This window comes from Klebsiella grimontii (genome assembly GCF_042137965.1).
GTDB lineage: Bacteria > Pseudomonadota > Gammaproteobacteria > Enterobacterales > Enterobacteriaceae > Klebsiella > Klebsiella grimontii.
In genome coordinates this window covers 4289392-4306934 of record NZ_CP169721.1, presented here as the reverse complement: position 1 = coordinate 4306934, position 17543 = coordinate 4289392, and the positions used below count along the sequence as shown (strand labels likewise).

The 17543-nt window shown below is 58.5% G+C and carries 16 protein-coding genes; 9 read left to right on the top strand and 7 right to left on the bottom strand.

Going from position 1 to position 17543, the window contains the following annotated elements; all coding sequences use genetic code 11:
* Window positions 1-2: 2 nt before the first annotated feature.
* Genes ACE3MN_RS20205 through ACE3MN_RS20195 form a run of 3 tightly spaced genes read left to right on the top strand, consistent with a single transcriptional unit; the run spans window position 3 to window position 4153 of the window.
* The gene (locus tag ACE3MN_RS20205; protein ID WP_064411202.1) at window positions 3-2243 is read left to right on the top strand and encodes a TonB-dependent receptor; all 2241 of its coding nucleotides are present in this window, start codon (window positions 3-5) and stop codon (window positions 2241-2243) included.
* Between the two features lie 19 nt (window positions 2244-2262).
* Entirely contained in the window at window positions 2263-2910 is a 648-nt protein-coding gene (locus ACE3MN_RS20200; protein ID WP_004137930.1) for a MotA/TolQ/ExbB proton channel family protein, read from the top strand.
* A complete protein-coding gene (locus ACE3MN_RS20195) occupies window positions 2903-4153 on the top strand; it encodes a phospholipase D-like domain-containing protein (protein WP_049088814.1) in 1251 nt (416 codons plus the stop codon). The genes ACE3MN_RS20200 and ACE3MN_RS20195 overlap by 8 nt, the downstream gene beginning before the upstream one ends.
* A gap of 74 nt (window positions 4154-4227) precedes the next feature.
* On the opposite strand, the gene copA is transcribed toward ACE3MN_RS20195, so the two are convergent.
* Window positions 4228-6729 carry a copper-exporting P-type ATPase CopA gene (gene copA, locus ACE3MN_RS20190; RefSeq protein WP_024359010.1) on the bottom strand — a complete coding sequence of 834 codons (2502 nt, stop codon included), beginning with the start codon at window positions 6727-6729 and terminating at the stop codon, window positions 4228-4230.
* Window positions 6730-6834: 105 nt separating this feature from the next.
* On the opposite strand from copA, the gene cueR reads away from it, so the two are divergent.
* Window positions 6835-7245 (top strand): Cu(I)-responsive transcriptional regulator, encoded by a 411-nt coding sequence (cueR, locus tag ACE3MN_RS20185; protein ID WP_004129970.1) that lies wholly within the window; start codon window positions 6835-6837, stop codon window positions 7243-7245.
* Here the strand turns inward: cueR and ACE3MN_RS20180 are convergent.
* Together ACE3MN_RS20180 and ACE3MN_RS20175 are read right to left on the bottom strand one after the other, a co-directional pair.
* The gene (locus tag ACE3MN_RS20180) at window positions 7242-7706 is read right to left on the bottom strand and encodes an NfeD family protein (RefSeq protein WP_375364150.1); all 465 of its coding nucleotides are present in this window, start codon (window positions 7704-7706) and stop codon (window positions 7242-7244) included. The genes cueR and ACE3MN_RS20180 overlap by 4 nt on opposite strands.
* Window positions 7703-8620, bottom strand: coding sequence for an SPFH domain-containing protein (locus ACE3MN_RS20175; protein WP_024359008.1), 918 nt, complete (start codon window positions 8618-8620; stop codon window positions 7703-7705). The genes ACE3MN_RS20180 and ACE3MN_RS20175 overlap by 4 nt, the downstream gene beginning before the upstream one ends.
* Window positions 8621-8756: 136 nt before the next feature.
* Between ACE3MN_RS20175 and fetA the strand changes: the two genes are divergently transcribed.
* Window positions 8757-9437 carry an iron efflux ABC transporter ATP-binding subunit FetA gene (gene fetA / locus ACE3MN_RS20170; protein ID WP_049131889.1) on the top strand — a complete coding sequence of 227 codons (681 nt, stop codon included), beginning with the start codon at window positions 8757-8759 and terminating at the stop codon, window positions 9435-9437.
* Window positions 9424-10206 carry an iron efflux ABC transporter permease subunit FetB gene (gene fetB, locus ACE3MN_RS20165; RefSeq protein WP_004129987.1) on the top strand — a complete coding sequence of 261 codons (783 nt, stop codon included), beginning with the start codon at window positions 9424-9426 and terminating at the stop codon, window positions 10204-10206. The genes fetA and fetB overlap by 14 nt, the downstream gene beginning before the upstream one ends.
* A 96-nt stretch (window positions 10207-10302) precedes the next feature.
* Here fetB and ACE3MN_RS20160 read toward each other — a convergent pair whose 3' ends face one another.
* The 3 genes from ACE3MN_RS20160 to tesA all read right to left on the bottom strand — a co-directional run bounded on the left by ACE3MN_RS20160 (window position 10303) and on the right by tesA (window position 12644).
* Window positions 10303-11157, bottom strand: coding sequence for a co-chaperone YbbN (locus ACE3MN_RS20160; protein ID WP_004137910.1), 855 nt, complete (start codon window positions 11155-11157; stop codon window positions 10303-10305).
* Window positions 11158-11218: 61 nt separating this feature from the next.
* Complete coding sequence (locus tag ACE3MN_RS20155) at window positions 11219-12028, bottom strand: SDR family oxidoreductase (protein WP_162685301.1); 810 nt, start codon at window positions 12026-12028, stop codon at window positions 11219-11221.
* Window positions 12018-12644, bottom strand: coding sequence for a multifunctional acyl-CoA thioesterase I/protease I/lysophospholipase L1 (gene tesA / locus ACE3MN_RS20150; RefSeq protein WP_102649675.1), 627 nt, complete (start codon window positions 12642-12644; stop codon window positions 12018-12020). The genes ACE3MN_RS20155 and tesA overlap by 11 nt, the downstream gene beginning before the upstream one ends.
* On the opposite strand from tesA, the gene ybbA reads away from it, so the two are divergent.
* Window positions 12612-13298 (top strand): putative ABC transporter ATP-binding protein YbbA, encoded by a 687-nt coding sequence (ybbA, locus tag ACE3MN_RS20145; protein ID WP_024359143.1) that lies wholly within the window; start codon window positions 12612-12614, stop codon window positions 13296-13298. The genes tesA and ybbA overlap by 33 nt on opposite strands.
* The gene (gene ybbP, locus ACE3MN_RS20140; protein WP_082237517.1) at window positions 13295-15712 is read left to right on the top strand and encodes a putative ABC transporter permease subunit YbbP; all 2418 of its coding nucleotides are present in this window, start codon (window positions 13295-13297) and stop codon (window positions 15710-15712) included. The genes ybbA and ybbP overlap by 4 nt, the downstream gene beginning before the upstream one ends.
* Before the next feature lie 71 nt (window positions 15713-15783).
* On the opposite strand, the gene ACE3MN_RS20135 is transcribed toward ybbP, so the two are convergent.
* Window positions 15784-16089, bottom strand: coding sequence for a monooxygenase (locus ACE3MN_RS20135; RefSeq protein WP_049085210.1), 306 nt, complete (start codon window positions 16087-16089; stop codon window positions 15784-15786).
* Window positions 16090-16298: 209 nt separating this feature from the next.
* On the opposite strand from ACE3MN_RS20135, the gene ACE3MN_RS20130 reads away from it, so the two are divergent.
* Complete coding sequence (locus ACE3MN_RS20130; protein ID WP_004130005.1) at window positions 16299-17444, top strand: porin; 1146 nt, start codon at window positions 16299-16301, stop codon at window positions 17442-17444.
* Window positions 17445-17543: the final 99 nt, after the last annotated feature.

Sequence of the window (17543 nt, the reverse complement as noted above, 5' to 3'; positions counted from 1 at the left end):
AAATGAAAAACTTTAATTATTCTGGGATTGCGTTAGCCGTGGTGTCGGCCCTGTTATCGGGGGCCTCGCTGGCGGCGGAAAGCAGCGACGTGGGGGAGATTAACGTTAAGGGGCAATCGCTCGGCGGCGGTCTGATGGTGCAGGAAGACAGCGGCAAAGCGCGTTCCAACCTGACCAAAGAGGCGATGGAAAAAGCCCCCGGCGCCAGCAACGCTATCGACATGCTGAAATATACGCCGGGAATGAACGTCAACAGCAATGACGCCAGCGGCCTGAGCGGTATCGACTACACCATGCGCGGGATGAACTCGGATCAGATCGGCCTGTCGATGGACGGCATCCCGATTAACGACTCGGGCAACTATGCTGTCTACCCCAACCTGCTGGGCGACGCGGAAAACCTTGAGCAGATCTTTGTCACCCAGGGCTCTTCCGAGGCTGACGGCCCGCATATTGGTTCCAGCGGCGGTAATATTGGCCTTGTGACAAAGCGTCCCTCAAAGGAGTTTGGCGGCTTCGTCAAACAAACGCTCGGCAGCCATAACCTCAGCAAAACTTTCGCTCGTCTGGAGACCGGGGAGTACAACGGTTTTAGCAACTGGCTCTCGTACTCGCATACTGAAGCCAAAAAATGGCGCGGGGAGGGGCGTAATTATTCCGATAAGTTCGAAATGAACTCGCTGTACGAGGATGGCAACGGCAACAGCAGCAACCTGATCATGAAGTATAACCGTCAGGATAACAGCAACTATAATACCCTGAGTAAAGCGCAGTTCGAAGAAGACCCGCGTCAGGACTACTCGACCACCCCGGTCTACAACAGCAAAGGTCAACTGAGCAAATATTACAAGCTGAACCGTAATCCGTTTGAAACCTTCACCCTCTCTTTTAGCCAGCGCTTACAGCTGCGCGATAACCTCGCGTTGACCGTTCAGCCCTATTACTACTGGGGTAACGGCGGCAGCTTTACCGGACAAACGGCCTCGGTGCTGTCCAATACGTCTGATACCGCCGGACAGTACGATCTCAGCAACCTGACTTCCAATACCTACTACCGGCCTTCGTGGACCCAGACCTGGCGGCCGGGCGTTACCACGAAATTGAAGTGGGATATTAACGACGAACACAGCCTGGATATTGGCTACTGGTACGAGCGCGCGCGTCAGTCGCAGACCCAGCCGTTTATTAGCATTCAGGACGATGGCAACCCGGCGAACGTTTCCGGCAAACCGGGTGGTTCCGATCAGGTTAAAGATGCGAACGGCAATACGGTACAGGGGCGTAACCAGTACACGGTGACTCCTGCGCACAAAGTATGGCTTCAGGACAGCTGGTTCGTGACGCCAGACTGGACGCTGGTGGGCGGGCTGGCTTATCAGTATGTAGAACGTAAAGGCGATAATAAAGGCAGCCTGTATAGCGCTGCGGAAAAACGCCAGGCGACCTACCATGAATTCCTGCCGAACTTTAGCATCAGCTATAAGCTGGATAGCGAAAATCAGCTGTTCTATAACCTGACGCGCAACATGCGTACGCCACCCAACTACGTGCTCTACAACGTCGGCGATTCGATCAGCACCAAACCTGAGCTGAGCTGGAACCACGAGCTGGGCTGGCGTTTTCAGCGCGAAGATATGCTGCTGAGCGCGACGCTCTTCTATATGCGCTATACCGACCGGCAGATTTCGACCACCAATGCGGATGGTGACTACGAAATGATGAACATCGGCAGCGTGGAGAGTAAAGGTCTGGAGCTGGAGTGGAGCGGTAAGCTGCCGTACAACTTCAACTACTATACCTCTTATACCTACACCCATTCCGAACAAAAAGACGACATTGTGAGCAACGGCGGACATCCGCTGCCAACGGCGGGCAAAACGGTGCCAAACGTACCGAAAAACATGCTTAACGCATCGCTGGGCTATGACGATGGTCTCTACTACGGCAGCTTCGGCGGCAAATACGTCAGTTCGTTCTACGGCGATTTGACCAACGACGAAAAAATCGGCGGGCGCACGGTCTTTGATGTCGCCGCGGGCGTGCATCTGCCGGTGGATAAAAAGATTGTCAAAAGCGCCACCCTGCGCTTTGGCATCGATAACCTGTTCGATAAACAGTACCTGACCTCCGTCCGCTCGACGACTTTTAACGCGGCGGCTTACGACGGCGTGAAGGCCAGTACCCCGTACTACAACGTTGGCGAAGAGCGCACCTTTAGCGTCTCGCTGGAAGCAACCTTTTAATTAACCGGAGGGCACTCTGATGGATGCCAATCTGATTCACGATATTATTTTCTACGTTATGTACGCCGCGCTGGCGATCGCCGTGGTGATACTGGTTGAACGCGGCCTCTATTTTTCGTGGGCCCAGCGTCAGGCTTTGCGCTTTGAAAAGGCGCTGACGCCGGACGTTCGTCGCGCGTCGGATCTGCCAGAATCGCTGACCGGCCGCAGTAGCCTCCCGCTGACCCTCATTCTGCCGGTGCTGGAGAAAAAGCAGACGGCGGAAGACCGTGAGGCGATGAGCGATCTGATCGACGCTCAGTATCTGCTCAGCAAACCGCAGATGTCGCGTGGGCTGTGGATGCTTGAAACCGTTGTCACCGCCGCGCCGCTGCTGGGCCTGCTGGGGACGATCCTCGGTATTATGGATACCTTTAAGGCCCTTTCCGCCTCCGGCGTCTCCGATGCCAGCATGGTTTCTGCGGGTATGGGGACCGCCCTGTATGCCACCGGCCTGGGCATTGCGATTGCGCTGCTGTGCCTGGTGGGCAATAACTATTTGCAAAGCCGCATGGAGCGAATCAACGAACTGCTGAAGGTGCTGCTGATCCGCGCCGGCAGCCCGGTCAGCCGTCCGGAACAGGGCGGCAAACGCTGGGAAGGCCACGAGGCGCAGCGCTATGCCTGAACATGGTCAATGCGGGTGGCCGGCAGGCTGCCTGATGAGCGCGCTGGCGGGGAGCTGGATGCTGTTAAGCCAGCCGGTATGGGCGGCGTTCTCTATACCCGGCTACGAGCTGGTGTATAACGCGCCGCAGGAAACCACCTTACAAGATAATGATTTACGTCATGCCGCCGAAGTCTGGCAGCAGATGTTCGATGCGGCGCGCAGCCATATCGATCTGGCGCAGTTTTATGTGGCGAATGAAAAAGGCTCTCTGCTGGATGGGGTTCTGGCACGTCTGCGGGCCGCCGGGGAGCGTGGAGTAAAAATTCGTTTTCTGATGGAGGAGAAGGGCGTGGGCCTTTCAACGCCGGAAACGCTGACGGCCCTGAAAGCGATCCCGAACCTGGAATTGCGGGTGATTCCGTTCCATCGGCTGACCGGCGGTATTGTTCACGCCAAGTATCTGCTGGTGGATGGCAAAGAGGCTTTTGTCGGTAGCCAGAATTTTGACTGGCGCGCGCTGGAACAGATCCAGGAGACCGGTCTGCGCATCAGCGATCCGCAAACGGTGCAGCAGATTCAGGCTATTTTCGATCAGGACTGGCAGGCGCAAGCTCTGCTGGCGGAGAGTAAGCCGGTACCGAAGCCGGCGCGGCAGGCGGTAGCGTCGGCCCCGCAGGGCAATTATCTGGTTGCCAGCCCGCGCGATTATAACCCGAGCGGGGTGATTGATTCGCAGGTGGCGCTGCCGCAGCTGCTGGCGAGCGCCAAATCGCGGATCCGGGTGCAGGTGATGGACTATGCGCCGCTGGCGTGGGGAGAAAAGGGGAGCCGGCCCTTTTATGCGCCCATTGATAACGCCCTGCGCAGCGCGGCGGCCCGCGGCGTACAGGTGGAGCTGATGGTGGCGAACTGGAACCTGAAAAAGCCGGAGGTATTCTGGCTGAAGAGTCTCTCTCTGGTGCCAAACGTTCAGCTAAAAGTGGTGACCATACCTCCCGCCAGCCGAGGGTTTATCCCCTTTGCCAGGGTGGTACACAGTAAGCTGATGACCATCGACGGTACGACGGCGTGGGTCGGAACCAGCAACTGGAGCGGAGGCTATTTCGATAACTCACGTAACCTTGAGCTGGTGCTGAATAATGCGTCGATGGCCGCGCGCGTGGACGCGCTTTACAGCCAGCTGTGGAATAGCCGCTATGCGGCACCGATCAAGGTCGATTTTGATTATCCGGTTCCGCATCCTGGCCGTGAGTTCGAATAGATAAATCGGCTGAGGTTTCCCCTCTCCCGAAGGGGGAGAGGGGAAACCTGTTTTCGCCCTCGTCAGAGACTGCCTTATGCTTTGGGCTTAAAGCGCAGCAGACGGTTGGCGTTGCTCACGACGGTAATCGAAGAGAGCGCCATGGCCGCGCCCGCTACCACCGGGTTGAGCAGCGTTCCGGTCAGCGGCCACAGGATCCCGGCGGCAATCGGAATGCCCAGCGAGTTATAAACAAACGCCCCCAGCAGGTTCTGCTTCATATTACGCAGCGTGGCCTTAGCGATTTCCAGCGCATCGGCGACGCCGTTCAGGCTATGGCGCATCAGGGTGATAGCCGCCGTTTCAATGGCGACATCGCTGCCGCCGCCCATGGCGATGCCCACATCGGCCTGCGCCAGCGCGGGCGCATCGTTGATACCGTCGCCGATCATCGCCACCTGGTGCCCCTGGCTTTGCAGGCGTTTAATCGCATCGGCTTTACCGTCCGGCAGCACTCCGGCAATCACCTCATCAATGCCCGCCTCTTTGGCGATAGCGTTGGCGGTGGTGGGGTTATCTCCGGTCAGCATCACCAGCCGATAGCCCTGGCGGTGCAGCCTGGCTAATGCCGCCACGCTATCTTCGCGCAGCGGATCGCGGATGGCGAACAGCGCCGCCGCCTGACCATCCACCGCCAGCAGTACCGGCGTCGCGCCCTGTGACGCCTGGGCGGTCATTTCGTCTTCTATTTCAGCCGTTGCAATCTTGTGCTCATTCAGCAGCGCCTGGTTACCGAGCAGCAGACGGTGGCCTTCGGCTTCGCCGCTGACGCCCAGCCCGCGCAGCGTGCGGAAATTATCTACCGCAGGCAGGCGTTGGTCTGCGGCTTTGTCGAGGATGGCGCGCGCCAGCGGGTGACTGGAGCCTTGCTCCAGAGACGCCGCCAGGCGCAGAGCGGCGGATTCATCCATAGCGGTAAAGGTTTTTATCGCCACCACCTGCGGTTTACCCTCGGTGAGGGTACCGGTTTTATCAAAGACCAGCGTATCGAGGGTGCTGGCGCGCTGCAGCGCATCGGCGTCGCGCACCAGTACCCCGAACTCCGCTGCGCGGCCCACGCCTGAGATAATCGACATCGGCGTCGCCAGCCCCAGGGCGCACGGACAGGCGATAATCAGCACCGTGGTGGCGATCACCAGGGTGTAGACAATTTGCGGCGCCGGGCCAAAAAAGTACCAGATTGCGGCGCTGAACAGGGCTATCGCCACGACCGCCGGGACGAACACGGCGGAGATTTTGTCCGCCAGCTGGCCGATTTCAGGTTTACTGCTCTGCGCCTGGCGCACCATACGGATAATGCGCGCCAGCGTGGTTTGGCTGCCGACGGCGCTGGCGGTAAACAGCACGCTGCCGTCCTGCACCACGGTCCCGGCATGAACGGCGTCGCCGTCGCCTTTTTGCTGCGGCACCGGTTCGCCGGTGAGCATCGCTTCATCGAACCAGGCTTCGCCCTGGCTAATGACCCCGTCGACCGGTACGCGATCGCCGGTGGTCAGACGCAGGGTCATTCCCGCCTGAACCTCCGCCAGCGGCAGATCTTTTTCGCCTTCGTCGGTGACCACCCGCGCTGACGGCGGGGTTAAATCGAGTAGTTTTTCCAGCGCTTTCGAAGAGCGCTGGCGCGCGCGGGCTTCCAGCATATGGCCGAGGTTAATCAGACCGATAATCATCGCGCTGGCTTCATAATAGAGGTGGCGTGCTTCCATCGGAAACCACTGCGGCCACAGATTGACGCTCATCGAGTAGAGCCAGGCGACGCCGGTACCCAGCGCCACCAGCGTATCCATTGTCGCGGTGCCGTTCTTCAGGCTTTTCCACGCGCTGCGGTAGAAATGGCCACCGGCAAACACCATCACCGCCAGCGTGACAACACCGATAGCCAGCCACAGGGAGCGGTTATCATCGCTGACCATCATGTTGTCGCCGATCATCCCCCAGCCCATGACCGGGATACCGACCAGCAGGGCGACGATCGCCTGCCAGCGGAAGCGCTTCATGGTGGCGACAGCGGTTTCCTGCTGACGCTCGCGGCGTTCGAGGTCGTCTTCGATGGCTTCCGCGCCGTAGCCCGCTTTCTCTACGGCCTGGACTAATTCTGCGGCGGACGCGCTGCCCATCACCAGCGCAGTGCGTTCCGCCAGGTTAACCCGCGCCTGTGAGACCCCCGGTACCGCCGCAAGCGCGTTTTGTACCCGAGAAACACAGCTGGCGCAGCTCATGCCGTTGATCAACAGCTGCTGGCTGTCATCTTCGTCACGGGCTGCCGGAAGCTCAGTGGTGGCCGCTGTCAGCGCTTCCGGCGGGATTGATGATTCTGCCAGCGGTTTAGCCTTTGGGTGGCTGAGCTCCGCGCCGTATCCGGCCTGTTTAATGGTCTCAATCAGCGCTTCCGCGCTGGCGCTGCCCGTCACGTGAGCTTCGGTAACGGTCACTTCCGCCTGCTCAACGTCGGGACGCTGTTCCAGGCTCTCTTTTACCCGTTTAACGCAGTGGCCGCAGGAGAGGCCATCAAGCGCAAGGTCGATAGTGTTAGACATAAATAACTCCTGAATAATTTCCGGTTAATGATTGACCGAACACACTCTTTCATCGAGTATTAGCAAGGTTAAACCTTCCAGCAAGGGGAAGGTCAAGGGGGAAAGATGAATATTAGCGATGTGGCGAAAAAAACCGGCTTAACCAGTAAAGCGATCCGTTTTTACGAAGAGAAGGGACTGGTGACGCCGCCGCTGCGTAGCGAAAACGGCTACCGCAGCTACAGCCAGCAGCATCTGGATGAACTGACCCTGCTGCGCCAGGCGCGCCAGGTGGGGTTTAATCTGGAAGAGTGCCGTGAGCTGATATTTCTGTTTAACGATCCGTCGCGGCACAGTGCTGACGTGAAACGCCGGACGCTGGAGAAAGTGGCGGACATTGAGCGCCATATCAGCGAGCTGCAGGGGATGCGCGCGCATCTGCTGGCGTTGGCGGACTCCTGCCCCGGCGATGACAGCGCGGATTGCCCGATCATCGATAATCTTTCGGGCTGCTGTCACCGCAAAGCGCAGGCTTAACGCCCGGCGGGGAGCTCCCTGACCCGCAGGGTAATCCCCTCAACGGCGACCACTTCAATCTTGCTGCCCGCCGCGAGGTCTTCATCGGCAATGACCGGCCATGAACTATCGCCCACGCGGACGTGTCCGCGACCGTTAACCAGCGCCGTTTCCAGCGTAAAGCGGCGGCCAAGCAGCTGCTGCCCGCGCTGATTAATCTGAGCGTCCGCCGGCTTCTGGCGCTTAACGCGGTTACGCAGCCAGCGCGACCATAGCCAGGCCGCCAGCAGAGTCAGGACGGCAAACAGCGTACCCTGCCACTCCCAGCTCAGCGGCAGCATCCAGACCAGCAGCCCGGTTACGACGCCGGCAATGCCGCTCCACAGCAGATAACCGTTGCCGCCGAGCATTTCCGCCGCCAGCAGCAGCCCGCCGAGGCTGAGCCAGAAAATATGCGGGTGGGCGAGAATCAGCGCGATCATGATTTTTTCTGCGCGCCGGCGCCTTCTTTAAGCAGCTCGCCGATCCCGGCGATGGAGCCCATCAGGCTGCTGGCGTCGAGCGGCATCAGCACCACTTTACTGTTGCTGGCCGCGCCAATTTGCTGCAGCGCATCGGTATATTTCTGCGCGACAAAGTAGTTGATGGCCTGAATGTCGCCGGAGGCGATAGCGGATGAGACCATCTGCGTGGCGCGCGCTTCCGCTTCCGCGGAACGTTCGCGCGCCTCTGCCTGTAAAAACGCCGACTGACGCTCGCCTTCGGCTTTGAGGATCTGCGACTGCTTCTCGCCCTCGGCTTTTAAAATTTCCGCCTGACGTATCCCTTCGGCCTCAAGAATATAGGCGCGCTTGGTTCGCTCGGCTTTCATCTGGGCGTTCATTGAGGCGATAAGCTCCGCTGGCGGACGCACATCGCGGATCTCAACGCGGGTAATTTTGATCCCCCACGGGTTGGTCGCTTCATCGACGATATGCAGCAGGCGGGTGTTGATGCTGTCGCGCTGGGAGAGCATTTCGTCCAGCTCCATGGAGCCCAGCACGGTACGAATATTAGTCATGGTCAGGTTGATGATCGCCAGCTCGAGGTTGCTGACTTCATAGGCGGCCTTCGGCGCGTCGATGACCTGAATAAAGCACACCGCATCAATGGTGACGTTGGCGTTATCGCGCGAAATCACCTCCTGCGAAGGGATATCGAGCACCTGCTCCATCATATTAATTTTGCGCCCGATACGATCCATAAAGGGCACCACCAGGCTCATACCCGGCTGCAGCGTTTGCGTATAGCGGCCAAAGCGCTCTACCGTCCACTGGTAGCCCTGAGGAACAATTTTTACCGCCGCTCCGACGATAACCAGCGCGACGAAAATAAGAATGGGGATAAAAATCAGCATCAAAAACCTCCTGTCTTGTTGCCTGTTGATGCGCCGGAAGAGCGGCGCGCGTTTAACCAGAGTATATCTTTCCGCGCATCCGGGTGAAAGAAAAGTGGAGTAAACTAGAGGCGTTGTCGAAAAACTGGGAATAATAATGACCGAAAGTAACGCTATTTTGCGCCTGGAGAACGTGGGTTTTCAGGCCGATGGGGTGACCATCCTTAATGAGATTAATTTTCAGCTCAGAGCAGGGGAATTTAAGCTGATTACCGGCCCTTCCGGCTGCGGAAAAAGCACGTTATTAAAAATAATCGCTTCGCTGCAAAGCCCCACCTCGGGGAGCATTTTCTTCGCCGGTAAAGATATTAATGACTTAACGCCGGAAACCTATCGCCAGCAGGTTTCCTACTGCGCGCAAACCCCGGCGCTGTTCGGCGATTCGGTGTATGACAACCTGATCTTCCCGTGGCAGATCCGTCAAAAACAGCCGGATCCTAAGGCGCTGGGGGCCGATCTTGCCCGCTTCGGTCTGGCGAAAAATACGCTGGAAAAATCCATTAACGAGCTGTCTGGCGGGGAAAAGCAGCGCGTTTCATTGATTCGCAATCTGCAGTTTTTACCGCAGGTGCTGCTGCTCGATGAAATAACCAGCGCGCTGGACGAGAGCAATAAAAAAAATGTGAATGAGATTATTCACCGCTATGCGAGCGAAAAAAATATCGCCGTTCTGTGGGTCACTCACGATAGCAATGAAATTGCCCATGCGGATGAAGTGATTACGCTCCAGCCTGCCGGCGGCAAAGCGCAGGAGGAGCAAAAAAATGAACGGGCATAATATTACCAACGAGTCGCTGGCGTTATCCATGGTTCTGGTGCTGGTGGCGATTGTGGTCAGCTACCGGGAAAAGCTGGCGCTGGAAAAAGATATTATCTGGAGTATCTGCCGGGCGATTGTGCAGCTGATTATCGTCGGCTACGTGCTGAAATATATCTTTAACGTTAATCACGCCGTGCTGACGCTGCTGATGGTGCTGTTTATCTGCTTTAACGCGGCGTGGAATGCGAAAAAACGCAGCAAATATATCGATAAAGCCTTTGTTTCTTCATTTATCGCGATAACCACCGGCGCCGGGTTAACCCTGGCGGTGCTGGTTTTTTCCGGGTCGATTGCTTTTGTGCCGATGCAGGTCATTCCAATCGCCGGGATGGTGGCCGGCAACGCGATGGTGGCGGTCGGGCTGTGCTACAACAATATGGGGCAGCGGTTTAGCAGCGAGCAGCAGCAGATTCAGGAGAAGCTGAGCCTGGGCGCAACGCCGAAGATGGCTTCCGCGAGGCTGATCCGCGATAGCATTCGCGCCGCGCTGATCCCGACGGTGGATTCGGCGAAAACGGTAGGGTTGGTGAGCCTGCCGGGGATGATGTCGGGGCTGATTTTCGCCGGGATTGATCCGGTAAAAGCGATTAAGTATCAGATTATGGTGACGTTCATGCTGCTCTCTACCGCCAGTCTGTCAACGATTATCGCCGGGTATCTGACCTACCTGAAATTCTTTAACGCTCGCCATCAGCTGGTGGTGACGCAGCTGAAAAAACGGGCATAAGCGTTTCCCGGGTTGCGGCGTAAACGCCTTACCCGGGCTACAAGATCATCCAGTCTGTAGTCCGGCTACGCGCAGCGCGAGCCGGGTTTTTTGCGATTAATAAAGCAGAGAGTAGAGCTGGCGGCGGTACTTCGCGGCCAGCGCGTCGCCGGTGCCCAACGCGGAGAGGATCTCCTGGAGCATCTTGCGCACTTCGCCGTTTCCGGCGCCTAAATCTTTTTGTAGATGGCTGAACAGCAGCGCCAGCGCCTCTTCGTTACGCCCTACCTGATGCAGCTGTAATGCCAGCTGGGAGGCCAGCGCCGCGTCTTGCGGGTTTTGCTCTACCTGCTGCTGCAGCTGCTGAATTTCCGGCGTGTCGGCGGCTTTTTTCAGCAGCTCGATCTGCGCCACCAGCCCCTGATAGCGCGTATCCTGATCCTGCAGCGGCACGGCTTTCAGCACGGTTTCCGCTTCATCGGAACGGTGCAGAGCAATCAGCGTTTCCGCCAGCAGCAGGCCAATCTGGCTCTCCTGGTTCGACAGCTGCCAGGCGTCTTTCAGCAGCGGCAGGGCTTCGGCATAGTTCTCTTCCTCCATCAGCGCCAGCGCCTGCTGCGCCTTGAGTTCTTCTTCGCGCGGCAGGAACTTATCCAGCAGCGCGCGCACCGCTTCTTCCGGCTGCGGGCCTTCGAAGCCGTCGACCGGCTGACCGTTCTGGAACAGGTAAACCGTAGGGATAGCGCGCAAGCCAAACTGCGAAGCCAGCATTTGTTCGGCATCGCAGTCAACCTTAGCAAGGGTAAACAGACCGTTGTACTGGGCGGCCAGGCTCTCCAGCACCGGCGTCAGCTGCTCGCAATGTTGGCTGCGCGCGGACCAGAAATAGAACAGCACCGGCGTCGCTGCGGACTGCTGCAGCGTCTGGTGTAGGTTAGCTTCGGTAATATTGACAATATTCTGTGCGGACATGAGCGAGTCTCTTTAGTCGATACTTGTATAGATATATGGGGGCGACGGCAGGCGCTTCAACTTAGCCCTGGATAATTTTGTCCATCGCGCGGGTCGGCAGCAGGCGTTTCAGCAGGGCGACCGCGTGCGTCACCAGGGTTACCGGGTAGCGCAGCTTCGGTTTATCGCTGACAAAAGCATGGCGCACTTTTTCCACCACAGCTTCCGGTCCGAGAGTAAAGCGGGCGGCAATGCCGGGGTTTTCCACCGGCTTATCGGCCTGGGTCTGGTTGACGTTGTTGGTGAAACGGGTGCGGATGGGGCCCGGCTCAATCAGGCTGACCTTAATACCGCTGTGGCGCAGCTCCATGCGCAGCGCGTCGGACCAGGCCTCCAGCGCGTATTTACTCGCGGCATAGGCGCCACGGCCGGGGCTGGAGATGATCCCCATCACCGATGAGGTCATCACGATACGCCCCTCACCGTGCGGCTCCATGGCCGGAAGCAGCAGCATCGTTAGCTGATGGGCGCCGAAAAAGTTGGCGGAAAACTGCTGCTCCATCTGCTGGCGGCTGATGGTCGGCAGCGGGCCGTAGACGCCGTAGCCCGCGTTGTTAAACAGGCCATACAGGCGGTTATCGGTCAGGGCAATCACCTCGGCGGCGGCGCGTTCAACGCTCTGCGGATCGTCAAGATCCAACAGAACACCGCTCAGCCCCAGTTCGTGCATCCGCGCGACATCTTCTGCTTTGCGGCAGGCGGCCAGCACGTTAAAGCCCTGGCGCTTTAAATCAAGGGCGCTTTCAAGACCAATTCCGCTGGAACATCCTGTAACTAAAACCGATTTTTGCATAACTTTACCTGCGAATGACTCGCTGTTATCAGGAGTCATGATTAACTAAGGGAGCCAAACGCGTCGCCATCCAGTCGGCGATAAACGGCTGGGCGTCTCGATTGGGGTGAATTCCATCGTCCTGCATCCACTGCGGTTTCAGATAAACCTCTTCCATAAAAAAGGGTAGCAGAGGAATATCAAACTCTTTGGCCAGTGCCGGATAGATTGCGCTAAAGGCTTCATTATAACGGCGGCCATAGTTGGCGGGCAGGCGAATTTGCATCAGCAGCGGCTGGGCATTCGCCGCTTTGATATGCTCAAGAATGGTACGCAGCGTCTGCTCCGTCTGCTGCGGGGGGAAACCGCGCAGTCCATCGTTACCGCCGAGCTCCACCAGCACCCAGCGCGGCTGGTGCTGCTTAAGCAGCGCCGGAAGCCTTGCCAGCCCATGCTGTGAGGTATCGCCGCTGATGCTGGCGTTCACCACCGGCGTTTTGGTCTGCCACTTATCGTTAAGCAGCGCAGGCCAGGCGGTATTGCCCGCCATACGATAACCGGCGCTCAGACTGTCGCCGAGAACCAACAGCGTGTCGGCCGCCATCGCGCGGCAGGTAAACAGGACCAGAAACAGGAAAGGCAAATGCCAGCGGAAAACATACTTGAAGTTCATCATCTTAAGAAATCCGTCGGTCAGGGTGAGCATCAGCTGTCCATCCTTACCGGAGTTGAGCTGGTTGTCAAACAAGGGCAAACCATCGCCCTGATTGGCGAGTCGGGGTCCGGTAAATCGACGCTGCTGGCGATCCTGGCCGGGCTGGACGACGGCAGCAGCGGAGAAGTCTCGCTGCTTGGCAAGCCGCTGCATCAGATGGACGAAGAGGCGCGGGCGAAGCTGCGCGCAAAGCATGTCGGCTTTGTGTTTCAATCCTTTATGCTGATACCCACCCTCAATGCGCTGGAAAACGTCGAGCTTCCGGCGCTGCTGCGCGGCGAAAGCGACAGCCAGAGCCGCGGCAGCGCCCGGGCCCTGCTGGAGCAGCTGGGGCTGGGTAAACGCCTGCATCACCTGCCGGTGCAGCTTTCCGGCGGCGAGCAGCAGCGGGTCGCGCTGGCGCGCGCGTTTAACGGCCGCCCGGAGCTGCTGTTCGCCGATGAACCCACCGGCAACCTCGACCGTCATACCGGAGATAAAATTGCCGATCTGCTGTTTTCGCTTAACCGCGAGCACGGCACCACGCTGATCCTCGTCACCCACGATCCGCTGCTGGCGGCGCGCTGCGACCGGCGGCTGCGGCTGGTAGATGGCCAGCTGCGGGAGGAAGCATGATTGCCCGCTGGTTCTGGCGCGAATGGCGCTCGCCGTCGCTGCTGATTGTCTGGCTGGCGCTAAGCCTGGCGGTGGCCTGCGTGCTGGCGCTGGGCTCGATAAGCGACCGCATGGAGAAAGGACTCAGCCAGCAGAGCCGGGAATTTATGGCTGGCGACCGCACGCTGCGCAGCTCACGCGAAGTCCCTGGCGCATGGATTGACGAAGCGCGTCGCCTTGGCTTAACCGTCGGCGAACAGCTGGGCTTCGCCACCATGACCTTTTCCGGCGATACGCCGCAGCTGGCGGACGTCAAAGCGGTTGACGAGCGTTATCCGCTGTATGGTCAGCTGCAGACCCAGCCGCCGGGGCTGAAGCCGCACGCCGGGACCGTGCTGCTGGCGCCGCGATTAATGGCGCTGCTGAATCTGAAAACCGGCGACACTATTGATGTCGGCGACGCTACGCTGCGCATTGCCGGCGAGGTGATTCAGGAGCCGGATGCCGGCTTTAACCCCTTCCAGATGGCGCCGCGGCTGATGATGAACACCGCCGACGTGGCGAAAACCGGCGCGGTACAGCCAGGCAGCCGCGTTTCCTGGCGCTATAAGTTCGCCGGAACCCCGCAGCAGCTGGCGGATTATGAAAAATGGCTGCTGCCGAAGCTGGGGCCGGAACATCGCTGGATCGGCCTGGAGCAGGACGACAGCGCGCTGGGCAAATCGCTGGAACGCTCGCAGCAGTTTTTACTGCTGTCGGCGTTGTTAACGCTGCTGCTGGCGGTCGCCGCGGTGGCGGTGGCGATGAGCCATTACTGCCGCAGCCGTTACGATCTGGTGGCGATCCTCAAAACCCTCGGCGCCGGGCGGGCTCAGCTGCGCAAGCTGATTGTCGGCCAGTGGCTGATGCTGCTGGCGATGGCGGTGGTTGCCGGCGGGGCGATGGGCGTCGGGCTGGAAAATATTCTGCTGGTGATGCTTAAACCGGTGCTCCCGGCGGTGTTGCCGGCGGCGAGCGGCTGGCCGTGGCTGTGGGCGATCGGCGCGATGGTGGTGATTTCCCTGCTGGTCGGGCTGCGACCCTATCGACTGCTGCTGGCGACCCTGCCGCTGCGAGTGCTGCGCCAGGATGTTGTCGCTAATGTCTGGCCGCTTAAGTTCTATATTCCCGTGGTGTGCTTGGTCGTGGTGGCGCTGCTGGCGCTGCTGATGGGCGGTAGCCCTCTGCTATGGGCGGTGCTGGCGGGCGCCGTGGTGCTGGCGCTGGTATGCGGCCTGGCGGGATGGGGCGTTCTGTGGCTGCTGAAACGTTTGACGTTAAAAGCGCTGCCGCTGCGTCTGGCGGTGAATCGTCTGCTGCGCCAGCCGTGGTCGACCCTGAGCCAGCTGGCGGCCTTTTCGCTGTCGTTTATGCTGCTGGCCCTGCTGCTGGTGCTGCGCGGCGATCTGCTCGATCGCTGGCAGCAGCAGCTGCCGCCGGAAAGTCCTAACTACTTTCTGATCAACATCGCCCCGGAGCAGGTGGTGCCGGTGAAAACCTTCCTTGCCGAACATCAGACCCGCGCCACCGAGTTCTATCCCATCGTGCGCGCCCGCCTGACGCAAATCAACGGCCAGGCGACGGAAGGCAATAAAGATGAAGCCCTGAACCGCGAGCTTAACCTCACCTGGAGCCGCGAGCGGCCTGATCATAATCCGCTGGTGGCCGGAACCTGGCCGCCGAAAGCGGGCGAGGTCTCGATTGAAGAGGGGCTGGCGCAGCGGCTGGGCGTCAAGCTCGGCGATAGCGTGACGTTTACCGGGGATACCCAGGACTTTAGCGCGAAAATGTCCAGCGTGCGCAAAGTTGACTGGGAGAGCCTGCGGCCAAACTTCTTCTTTATCTTCCCTCAGGGGGCGCTCGACGGGCAGCCGCAAAGCTGGCTCACCAGCTTCCGCTGGGATAACGGCAACGGGATGCTAACGCAGCTCAACCGCGAATTCCCCACCGTCAGCCTGCTGGATATCGGCGCGATTTTGCAGCAGATTGGCCAGGTGCTGACACAGGTAAGCCGCGCCCTTGAGGTGATGGTGATTCTGGTCACCGCCTGCGGCGTGTTGCTGCTGTTGGCGCAGGTGCAGGTCGGGATGCGCCAGCGTTATCAGGAACTGGTGGTCTGGCGCACGCTGGGGGCCGGTAAGTCTCTGCTGCGCACCACGCTGTGGGCGGAGTTCGCCCTGCTGGGCGTGGTGTCAGGCGTGGTGGCGGCGATTGGCGCAGAGGTAGCGCTGGCGCTGCTGCAAAGCAAAATCTTTGACTTCCCGTGGTCTCCGGACTGGCGGCTATGGGTGATGCTGCCGCTGTGCGGGGCGATACTGCTATCGCTGTGCGGCGGCTGGCTGGGGCTGCGTTTGCTGAAAGGGAAGGCGCTGTTCCGCCAGTTTAGTCAGGGATAGCGTGAATGATGTTGCCCGGGCAAGGCGTTAGCCGCAACCCGGGGGGGGGCCGGTACGGATGAGAGTGGCTATTACAGATGACCGTGGTTCAAGACGGTGAGCGGCTCGTTGACGTCGAAGATTTTGCAGATAACGTCATCCACGCCGAGAGATTTCAGGCGTGCGGTATGCTTGTTGAGATAAGCGAGCGCGGTTTCTTCATTCTCAAAAAGATAGATCCCGCCCGCTTCCTGATCCTTTTCGCTTTCCGTCCAGACCTTCCAGATAAACCCCGGTTCCTGATTGATAGACTCGGCCAGTTCCACGAGCTGACGGGACATCTCGCTGCCGAAGGGGCCATTAAAGGCAAAGTGCAGCTGCAGTAGTTTTTTCGACATAGTTCCTCCATGGATGAAGTTTGCGCGGTAATAGACCATTTTAATGACATGGCGATGAAAAGATAACCACTGTTTTTTTAACGGCACAAAATGGTAAGTCACTGATTTTTAACCGCACGAAACATTAAAAACTCAACAACACGTCATACTCAATCGCAGTTAATATTCAACTGGCAAATATAAGGTTGCTTATTAATCAAGGAAAAAGTATGGCACATAAAATAAAAGCGCTGGCGATAACGATCGGCGCAGCCCTGGCGTTAACCTCTTTTGCATCCCAGGCGGAAATTACGCTTTTAAAACAAGATCCGCAGGCGGGCGATCCGTTAAGCCGGCTTAACTTCACCGTCGGCGGGAGCATCCGTCCCCAGTTCAATATGATGTCCGGCGACGGAGACAAAGGCTCTTATAAACGTAACGGTTTCGATGGCGGCACCCGTTTCCGCTTCGCCGCCGACTACTATCTGTTCGATGATATTAGCTGGATCAGCTACTACGAGCTGGGCGTCAATATTCCGGCGCTTTTCGACTGGGATAACCACTATGCCGAAGGCGCGAATAACACCAGCCGCCGTATGCTCTATACCGGCCTGAAAAGCGATACCTGGGGGACGTTAACCTACGGTCAGCAGAACAGCGTTTATTACGACGTGGTCGGGGTAAAAACCGATATCTGGGATTACGACATGATAGGCCAGGCGCCGGGTAACGGCATCAACGGTGACTACGATGGTTCCTATCGCTCACGCAATATGCTGAAATACAAGAAAACCGTTGGCGATGTCGATCTCTACGCTTCTTACTTATTCGAAGACAGCGAATATCTGCCGGGCAACGGCCTGCGCTACAAGCGTAAAGGCGGTGGCTCCATCGGCGCCGATTACCACATTATGAAGGATTTGACCTGGGGTGCCGCGTGGAACTATACCCGCGCCGATATGCGTAACCCCTCGAGTTCAGACAGCAAATCATACGACCAGAATATCGTCGGTACCGCCCTAAGCTGGACGCCGGATAACTGGACCTTCTCCTTCGGCGGCGGCTGGTATCAGAACTTCCTGACCACCAAAAAAACCGATGTTCATAACTACTTCGCGGGCGATGCCTGGGGTATTGAGTACTTTGCCGGTTATAAATTCCCGATTGGTCAGTATGCGGTGAAATCTATTCAGCCGTACTTTATGGGCGACCGCCTGCAGTACGTGAACGGCCGCAACTATCAGCGGATTGATAACGGCGTCGGCGTGAGCTTCCAGCTGGATTACGGTTTCCGCGTTGACTACGAACACGTCTTCACGTCAAGCACCGACAACCTGGGCGATATGAACCTGGTGCGTCTGCGCTACGACTTCTAAGCTGAAACACTTCCCCGGCGGCGCTGCGCTTCCGGGGCTCGCCGTTTGCGGACCCGTAGCCCGGCTAAGGCGTTTACGCCGCTAGCCGGGACAAGGGAG